General features: G+C 52.1%; 6 protein-coding genes. All 6 read right to left on the reverse strand.

Annotated elements, in window-relative coordinates; translation table 11 throughout:
- Positions 1 to 14: 14 nt before the first annotated feature.
- On the reverse strand, positions 15 to 1,385 hold the full coding sequence (locus OXH16_20855) for an efflux RND transporter permease subunit (GenBank protein MCY3683857.1): 1,371 nt from the start codon (positions 1,383 to 1,385) through the stop codon (positions 15 to 17).
- Complete coding sequence (locus OXH16_20860) at positions 1,382 to 2,431, reverse strand: efflux RND transporter periplasmic adaptor subunit (GenBank protein ID MCY3683858.1); 1,050 nt, start codon at positions 2,429 to 2,431, stop codon at positions 1,382 to 1,384. Before OXH16_20860 ends, OXH16_20855 begins: the two co-directional genes overlap by 4 nt.
- A complete protein-coding gene (locus tag OXH16_20865; protein ID MCY3683859.1) occupies positions 2,428 to 3,777 on the reverse strand; it encodes a TolC family protein in 1,350 nt (449 codons plus the stop codon). The genes OXH16_20860 and OXH16_20865 overlap by 4 nt, the downstream gene beginning before the upstream one ends.
- An 80-nt stretch (positions 3,778 to 3,857) precedes the next feature.
- A complete protein-coding gene (gene folP / locus OXH16_20870; GenBank protein MCY3683860.1) occupies positions 3,858 to 4,730 on the reverse strand; it encodes a dihydropteroate synthase in 873 nt (290 codons plus the stop codon).
- A gap of 45 nt (positions 4,731 to 4,775) precedes the next feature.
- Positions 4,776 to 6,902 carry an ATP-dependent zinc metalloprotease FtsH gene (gene ftsH / locus OXH16_20875; GenBank protein MCY3683861.1) on the reverse strand — a complete coding sequence of 709 codons (2,127 nt, stop codon included), beginning with the start codon at positions 6,900 to 6,902 and terminating at the stop codon, positions 4,776 to 4,778.
- On the reverse strand, positions 6,899 to 8,273 hold a 1,375-nt coding region (gene tilS, locus OXH16_20880; GenBank protein MCY3683862.1), incomplete at its 5' end, for a tRNA lysidine(34) synthetase TilS. The genes ftsH and tilS, both read right to left, overlap by 4 nt.

Raw genomic sequence — 8,273 nt, forward strand, 5'->3', positions numbered from 1 at the left:
CTTTTTGGGCGAATTTATGAAATATTTGCCCTTAATGCTGGCCAGACAATCATGGGTGCAAAAGCACATAATGTCGTCAGTGTTGAAGTGATCACAGGCCATGCAACTTCTCCCGTGCCTTCCAACGCTCCCTGTATGGGCGATTGGCCTTCTTGCCGATGGCGATAGATATTTTCGACAATGACGATGGCGTTATCGACGAGCATGCCGAGTGCGAGGATCAGGCTAAATAAAACGATCATATTGAGCGTGATGCCCATGATGGAGATAATGACAAAGGCAATGAGCATAGAGAGGGGAATGGCGATACCGACAAAAAAGGCATTGCGGAGGCCCAGGAAGAAGAGGAGTACCAGAATGACGAGGATGAGGCCAGATATGATATTGTTTTCGAGGTCTTTGACCATCAGGCGAATGTCTTCGGACTGGTCGCCCAAGATGGTGATTTGTGTGCCTGCGGGAAGGGTGGGTTTCAATTCGTCGAGCGCGATTTTAATCTGATCGGCAATGGCAATTAGATTTTCACCGCTGCGTTTGACAATTTCGAGGCTCACACTGGGTTTGTGGTTGAGGCGGGCGTAATTTGTGCGGTCCTTAAACCCATATACGACATCGGCGACATCGCGAATATAGACCGGGCGGCCCTGCGACGCTTTGATGAGGAGGTCGCCAATTTGAGGAACGGTTTCAAGCTCGCCAGGCACGCGCACGGCGTATTTGTATGCGCCCATATCCACGCTGCCGCCGGGAAGGGTTAAATTTTCGCGTTGAATCGCTTCGATTACGTCCTGGATGGCGAGTTTGTAGGCGACGAGGCGGTCGGGATCGACATCGACTTTGACTTCGTGTTCGAGACCACCCACCACGCGTACTTCGAGGATGCCAGGGATAGTTTCGATATGATCGGCGAAGTCTTCGGCAATTTCTTTGAGCCGAATAAGCCCATAGTCGGCCGACAATGCGACGATCATCATGGGGATATTGGAAAAGTTGACTTCGAGGACCACGGGGTCTTCTGCATCATCGGGTAATTCTGCCTTGGCCAGATCGACCTTGTCTTTGACGCGCTGAAGGGCATTGTCAATGTCGGTATTGGGATTAAACTCGACTGTGATTGACGAAGCACCTTCGACCGAACTCGAGCGGATTACTTTGACGTTTTCAATGGATTGAAGTTCTTTTTCCAGGGGTCGGGTGATGAGGTTTTCAACATCTTGAGGCGAGGCGCCGATATAGGGTGTGCTGACGATGATAAGGGGTATGGTAATATCTGGCGCGGCTTCGCGGGGAAGCGACAGATAAGCCGAGATACCCGATATGATCAGGATGCCGACAAAGACATAAACGGTGATGCGATGTTTGAGCGCGTATGCAGTGATGGTCATGGAAGGGGTTCCGCATATTTTATTGCCACGCGGTCGCCATCAATGAGGTCTCGCCCACCTTTGACGACGATCTGTTCGCCAAAGGAAAGCCCCTTTTGGACGACGACGCGGTCGGCTTCTGATGGCCCCAGACTGAGCGGACGTAAAAGGGCCATGTTGTCTTTCACGACAAAGGCCACGGGCCCGGTTTCGCGTTCGATAATGGCTTCGCGGGGAATGACGACGACGTGCTGGTGAATGCGACGCATGGCTTTCAGCGTGCCGATCATGCCGGGGCGAATATGCCCTGTTGGATTGGGCAGGTGGATCTCAATGGGAAAAACCCGCTGGTCTGTATCTGCTGCCGGGCCAACATGGGCGATTGTGCCCTCATAAATCTGGTTTGGCAGGGCATCGAGGACGAGGGTGACGAGACTGCCTTTGGCAAAGTCGATGATTTCGCTCTCGGCTACCCAGGCCGCAACGCGCAGGCTGTCGGTTTGAACGATGCGATATGTTGCGTCACCCTGCGCGATATGTTGCCCCTGTGAGACATGCCGCTTTGCGATATGGCCCGAAAAAGGCGCTTGTATCCGCCCATAAGAGAGCCGATGTTTTAAGGTCTGTGCCGTTGATTTGGCTTTTTGTAGGTCGTATTCTGTGGCAAAATACGCCTGTTCGGAGATGGATCCTTCCGAGAAAAGTTGTTTGCTGCGCTCGTAATTGTAGGCTTGAAATTTGAGGTTGGCCTCGGCTTCGATCAATGCGGCTTGCAGAAGTTCCATGTTGAGTTGTGCGAGAGCCTCCCCGCTTTTGACGTAATCGCCCACATCTTTGTACGTGCCGGTGACCTCACCTGATTCGAGCGCATTAACGATCACATCGCGCCAGGCTTTTACCGTGGCAGATAGCCTGCTGTATTGGACGAGGGAATCGGGTTTGAGCGCAAATGTAGATACATTGGTGGTGCGCTCTAATGGCATTTCTTTTTGTGCCGAAGATTCGTCGCCACAGCCCAGATTGATCGCGATTAAAAGACTGGGTATCAAAAGCCTGTACAAGCTCATGGTTTATTCTCCTCACCCAAAATGCCCGCACTGAGTTCTAAATGCACGAGGGCGACTGCAAGGTCCCGTTTTGCACGCGCGAGTTCGGCTTCGGCGCGTTGTAAAGTGAGTTGTCCATCGATGACTTCGATTTGGGTGCCAACGCCATTTTCGTAACGCGATTCCGCGATTTGCAGCCCTCGACGGGCGAGATCAGCAGCCTGTATTTGCGCGCTTTTTCTGGCGCGAACTTCGAGAAAAGAGCGCCACGCTTGCAGGATGTTGAAACGCATGTCGCGCTCGGTTTGTTTTTGTACGAGTTCTGCTTGCCTCGTGTCTGTGCGGGCCTGCGCAACCTGTGCATTTGTGCGAAAGCCGTCAAAAATGGGAATGTTGATGGCGATGCCCGAAAACCAGCTCTGATGAAAATCGTCTTTTACAAAATCAAATTCGTTTTTTTGCGCCTGCCACTGGCCGTTGATAATCAAATCTATGGTTGGGCGGGATTCTGATTGGGCAATGGTCTCTGCGTGCTGGAGCATTGCGACCTCGAGGGAGTACTGACGTATAATGGGATGCTTTTGCATTGAGAGGTCAATTAGTTCTGTCTCTGTGTTGGCAGATAAAAGGTGGGATTTTTCGCGGAAAGTCCCACGAAGTATAATGGATTCGTTGGGGGCAATGCCGATCTGGTTTTTGAACGCGAGATCTGCCAATACACGCGCATTTTCCGTGCGTATGGAGTCTGTTAGCAATTCGGCGACCTGCACCTGTGCGCGCAGTAAGTCATAGTCTGATACGCGCCCTGCCTCGCGCAGTTTTTCGACGCGCTCGAAATTTGCGCGTGCGCGCGCCACAGAAGATTTGCTGACGCGCGTGAGTTCTCCAGCCAATAGCAGGTCGTAAAAAGCCGTTTCGACCCGGGTGTGTAATTGCTGCTTTGCAGCGCGCACTTTTTCTTCTGAGAATTGTCGGAACAGACGCGCGGCGCGCATAGCTGAAAAGGATTTGCCCCCACCCCAAATGGATTGTCGAATGCCAACCGTGCCGATGAGATTGTTGTGTGCGCCTACGGTAAATTGCTGTTGGCCTACCGGTGTTTCAAAGAAAAAGGTGGGCAGCAACCAGTTGCGCGTGTACTGCATGGTGATATCGAGTTGGGGGAGAACATCGGCTACTGCATGGCGAACCCGTTGGCGCGATTTTTTCAGATCTTCGCGCGCTATTAGCAGGTCTTCATTGTGCGATAGCGCGTGCTGCAAACTCTCTTCGAGTGTAATAGACCGGGAATAGGCTCTGGGGAGCGCGAAAAAAAAGAACAGAAGGCCGATGATACACAGCCATCGGCGAAGAGATATATAGTCCATCGACATTTGGGAGCGTGAAATTAGGTCGAGATATTATTTATGAAAATCTACAGGGTTTTGCCATGTGATGTCAAGGCGTTTCACAAATCAATACGGGAAATGCTGTCCGATAGTGCCAATGCCTGGACCGTTTCTGCGACATCGTGAACCCTTACAATGTGAGTTCCTGCAACTGCGCCCAATGTGATTGCAGAAATGCTACCCGGCAGGCGCTCCTGAGGGCGGCTTTGGGGCGCGGTAAATTGCTTGCGAGATGCACCTATGAGAAGGGGGTATCCCAGCGTGTGGAATTCGGATAGTCGGGCGAGTATTTCGATGTTATGCGCGTATTTTTTGCCGAATCCCAGCCCGGGATCAATCACTATCTGGGATCGGGAAATACCCATTACCTCTGCGCTGTTGATTTGTGCGCTTAAAAAGGCGAGAATATCGGATACAACATCGTCGTACAGCGGGTTCTGCTGCATGGTTGAGGGCGTTCCCTGCATGTGCATAAGGACAACAGCGGCTCCCGTTTCTGCGATCAGGTGTATCATGCTGGCATCAAAACGCAGGGCGCTGATGTCGTTGACAATGGTTGCGCCGTTGTCTATGGCCTGTCGGGCGACCTCGGCTTTGGTCGTGTCTATGGAGATGGGTACGTCGAGTTGCGGGGCAATGGCCTCAATAATGGGAATGGTGCGTTCCAGCTCTTCTTTTAGAGAGACGACAGGCGCCCCCTTGCCATAAGGCCCGGCTGGACGGGATGATTCACCCCCTATATCGATCAGGTCGGCACCGGCTTCAACCAGTGCCAGTGCCCGCTCAATCGCTTTGCGCGGTTGAAGATAAAGGCCGCCATCTGAGAACGAGTCTGGCGTGACATTGAGAACGCCCATTACGAGTGTTCGATGGCCCAATTGGAAGGGTGTGCCGCAGCATGAAAGCCGATAAATAGGGCGTGTGTTTTTCATGGGGTAAGGCGAAAAAAAAAGAGATGGCAACCGCCATCTCTCTTTTTAGTCATCCGATGGCTGTTTTTCTTCTTCTGGGGTGTGTTTCTCCGATGTCTGGTCTTCCCGTTCTTCTTTCGATTCTTCTGGCTGTTTTGCAGGCTCGACTGGTTTTTCGAGTGTTTTGCCTTCTAATAATTGGTCGAGCTGTACATCGTCGAGGGTTTCAAATTCGAGCAGCGCCTCGGCAAGGATGTGGACTTTGTCGATGTTGTCACTGAGCAATTGTTCGGCGCGGGACTCGGCTTTGAGTACGAAGTTTTTGATTTCCTCGTCGATCATTTCGGCTACTCTGTCGCTGTGGTCTCGACGTTGTGCCATTTCGCGGCCGAGGAATATTTCGTCGTTTTGCTGCCCATAAGCAATGGGACCGAGTTTTGGACTCATGCCCCAATCGCAAACCATCTGCCGGGCGAGATTGGTGGCCATGCGGTAGTCTTGCTGTCCGCCTGTTGTGATTTCGCCAAAAACGAGTTTTTCGGCAATTCTTCCCCCCAATGCGTAAGCGAGAACTGCTTCACAATAACTCTGGGGATAGGTGTGGCGTTCGTCGATGGGCAGGGTGTGTGTGACACCGAGGGCACGCCCACGAGGAATGATGGTCACTTTGTGTAGGGGATCGCTTTCCGGGATGAGTTTGGCAACCAGCGCGTGACCAATTTCGTGATAGGACGTGAGGCGTTTTTCTTTGTCGGTAATGACAAGGCTGCGTCGCTCTGCACCCATCATGACTTTGTCTTTGGCATCTTCAAAATCGTTCATGGTTACGCGGTCTCGATTATTTCTGGAAGCCATCAGAGCGGCTTCGTTGACCAGATTGGCGAGGTCTGCGCCTGCCAGTCCGGGCGTTCCGCGAGCCAGCACCTGTAAGTTGACGTCGTCGGAGAGGGGCGTGTTGCGGGTGTGGACTTTCAAAATGCCTTCGCGTCCCCTGATGTCGGGACGATCCACCACGACCTGACGGTCGAAGCGCCCGGGGCGCAACAGAGCGGGATCGAGTACGTCGGGACGGTTGGTAGCTGCGATGAGGATGAGGCCCTCTTTGGATTCAAAACCATCCATTTCAACCAGGAGTTGATTGAGGGTTTGCTCGCGTTCGTCGTGACCGCCTCCAATACCCGCGCCGCGGTGCCGTCCCACAGCATCTATTTCGTCGATAAAGATGATGCACGGGGCGTGATTTTTTCCCTGTTCAAAGAGATCGCGCACGCGCGAGGCACCAACGCCGACAAACATTTCGACAAAATCTGAGCCGCTCATTAAAAAGAATGGGACATCCGCTTCGCCTGCGACAGCGCGAGCCATATGCGTTTTTCCCGTGCCCGGGGGGCCAACAAGGAGTACGCCTTTGGGGATGCGCCCGCCCAGACGTTGAAATTTGCGCGGATCCTTAAGGAATTCGATAATTTCCTGTAGCTCTTGTTTGGCTTCTTCGGCGCCTGCAACGTCTTTGAATGTGATTTTGGCTTTGTCTTCAGAGACGAGCTTCGCCTTGCTTTTTCCAAAGCTGAATGCGCCTTTGGGACCTCCTTGCATCTGGCGCAAAATGAAAAGCCAAAGCCCTATGAACAGGATCCAGGGCAAAAAATTAAAAAATATGTTGAGCCAGTTGGAGGGTTTTTGGAAACGAAAGTCAACGCCGTATTTGAGCCATTCTTCGATGGTCTTGGCATCTACGACGCCAAGGTCAACGACAAACTCGCGAAAGGTGTGCTGTTGTCTTCGCCCCGGTGGGGTAAGCTCTTCTGCCACGAGACGGCCGTGAAATTCGTTTTCAATAATAATCGCGCTCTGGATTTTTCCCTCTTCGAGGAGCATTTTGTACTCTTTGTAGCTGAGTACGACATCGCTGGAGGGGTCACTGCCAAAAAATTTGGATGCAAAGATGGCAACCAGGACAAAAAATATCCAAAAAGCCAGGGGTTTAGAGATGTGCCGCCAGGGCCGCTTGCCATTCTCCGAAGCCCCATTGCGATCAGCATTATCCCGATTGAGCACTGATAAATTGGGGCGCCGTTCTTTTTGTTCTGCAGGCGCGTCATCTTCAGGCTGTGTGGGAGCGCGATCAGGTGTCTCGTCGGATGACTGTGTTTCTTCATCCGGTTTCGAGTCCCTGTCTTTGGGGTCGGTCATAAATGCCTCTTTTCGCATTGTGTGATCATGCTGCTATAGGTTGCTTTGAGCACGCGCCGGGTATCTGGTGTGATAGGTGCGATCTGTGAACGCCGAAGGCCGGCGACCCACAGAATGGTCGCACCGCTCACCAGCAGTGGTATTTCACCGCGCAGTGGGCGGGGTATTTTGCTGTCGCCCAACAATCTGCTGACTTTTTTTTTCCCCTGCATGCCAAAAGGGTGAAACCAGTCGCCCGGCCTGGGTGAACGGAGATACAACGCCTGGTTGGGAAGTTGGTCCAGGTCAAAAAAGACGGTGTGTTTCGCTGTCTTTGAACTGCTGTGGCAGTTGTACACCGTTCGCAGGTGCTCATGGTTGACCCGGTTTAATATGTTTATTGAGAATTTGCCGTTGATATCGAGCGGCACATCGGGTTCAACCAAAAAGCAGTAAGCTCGGGCGGGTTGGGTTATAATGAGTGTCTCATGCGCGCGATAAGCTGAGATTTCTGGCGTTATTTGAATGCTGTTTCCAGGAGTGGAAGAAATTTTGAGAATGCGTTCAACAACCTGGAAACGCGCGGCTTCGGCACTGGCCTGGAGGGCAAAGAGCACCTTTCGAATCAAGCGGCGCCGAAGTGATATATGATAACCGAAAAACCGCTTAACATCAAGGATAAATTTTCGACTGTCGCGGTACAGGAGGATTTCTGAAAGTGCCTGTTCCGCAATGTTTTCGAGGTGTGCATCGTCATTCTGCAGCAGGTTTGCCGAACGCGAAAGGAGGTCTTCGATTTGGGGATTATACGCCTTTTGCAGGTGGGGTATCAGGTCTGTGCGAATGCGATTGCGCAGAAATTTTGGATCGCTATTTGTTTCATCGTGCAGCACCTGCAAATTGCGGGTGTGTACATAAGATTCAATTTCCGATCTGGAAATTGAGAGCAAGGGACGAATCCAGCAGGCTTCTGAAATTGGACGCATGCCTCCCAATCCGGTGAGTCCTGAACCTCGAACAAGTCGGAACAGAACGGTCTCTGCCTGATCGCTTTTTGTATGGCCAAGCGCGATCCGATTTGCGCCTGTTTTCTGTTTTACGGTGTTGAGAAATGTCCGTCGCGCATCGCGCGCTGCTTCTTCGAGAGATTGTTTTTTATTTTTTGCTCGCTGCAGGACATCTTCCTTTCCGATATAGACGGGATAGTTTCGGGCGATCTGTTTGACAAACGCGGCATCGCTTTCGGCATTGGGTCGAAGTTGATGATTGAGATGCGCGATATAAAGTGTTAGGTCCCATTTTGCTTTGAGGCGGTGGAGCAGATCGAATAAGGTGACGGAGTCAGGACCTCCGGACAGGGCTACGGCCACCCCATCACCTGGCGTGAGGAGG

Source organism: Gemmatimonadota bacterium (assembly GCA_026705765.1).
Classification (GTDB): domain Bacteria; phylum Latescibacterota; class UBA2968; order UBA2968; family UBA2968; genus VXRD01.

Excerpts from the sequence above, each read along its gene's own strand:
- OXH16_20855 (MCY3683857.1), bottom strand. The coding sequence starts at position 1,385 with ATGACCATCACTGCATACGCGCTCAAACATCGCATCACCGTTTATGTC.
- OXH16_20860 (MCY3683858.1), bottom strand. The coding sequence starts at position 2,431 with ATGAGCTTGTACAGGCTTTTGATACCCAGTCTTTTAATCGCGATCAAT.
- OXH16_20865 (MCY3683859.1), bottom strand. The coding sequence starts at position 3,777 with ATGGACTATATATCTCTTCGCCGATGGCTGTGTATCATCGGCCTTCTG.
- folP (MCY3683860.1), bottom strand. The coding sequence starts at position 4,730 with ATGAAAAACACACGCCCTATTTATCGGCTTTCATGCTGCGGCACACCC.
- ftsH (MCY3683861.1), bottom strand. The coding sequence starts at position 6,902 with ATGACCGACCCCAAAGACAGGGACTCGAAACCGGATGAAGAAACACAG.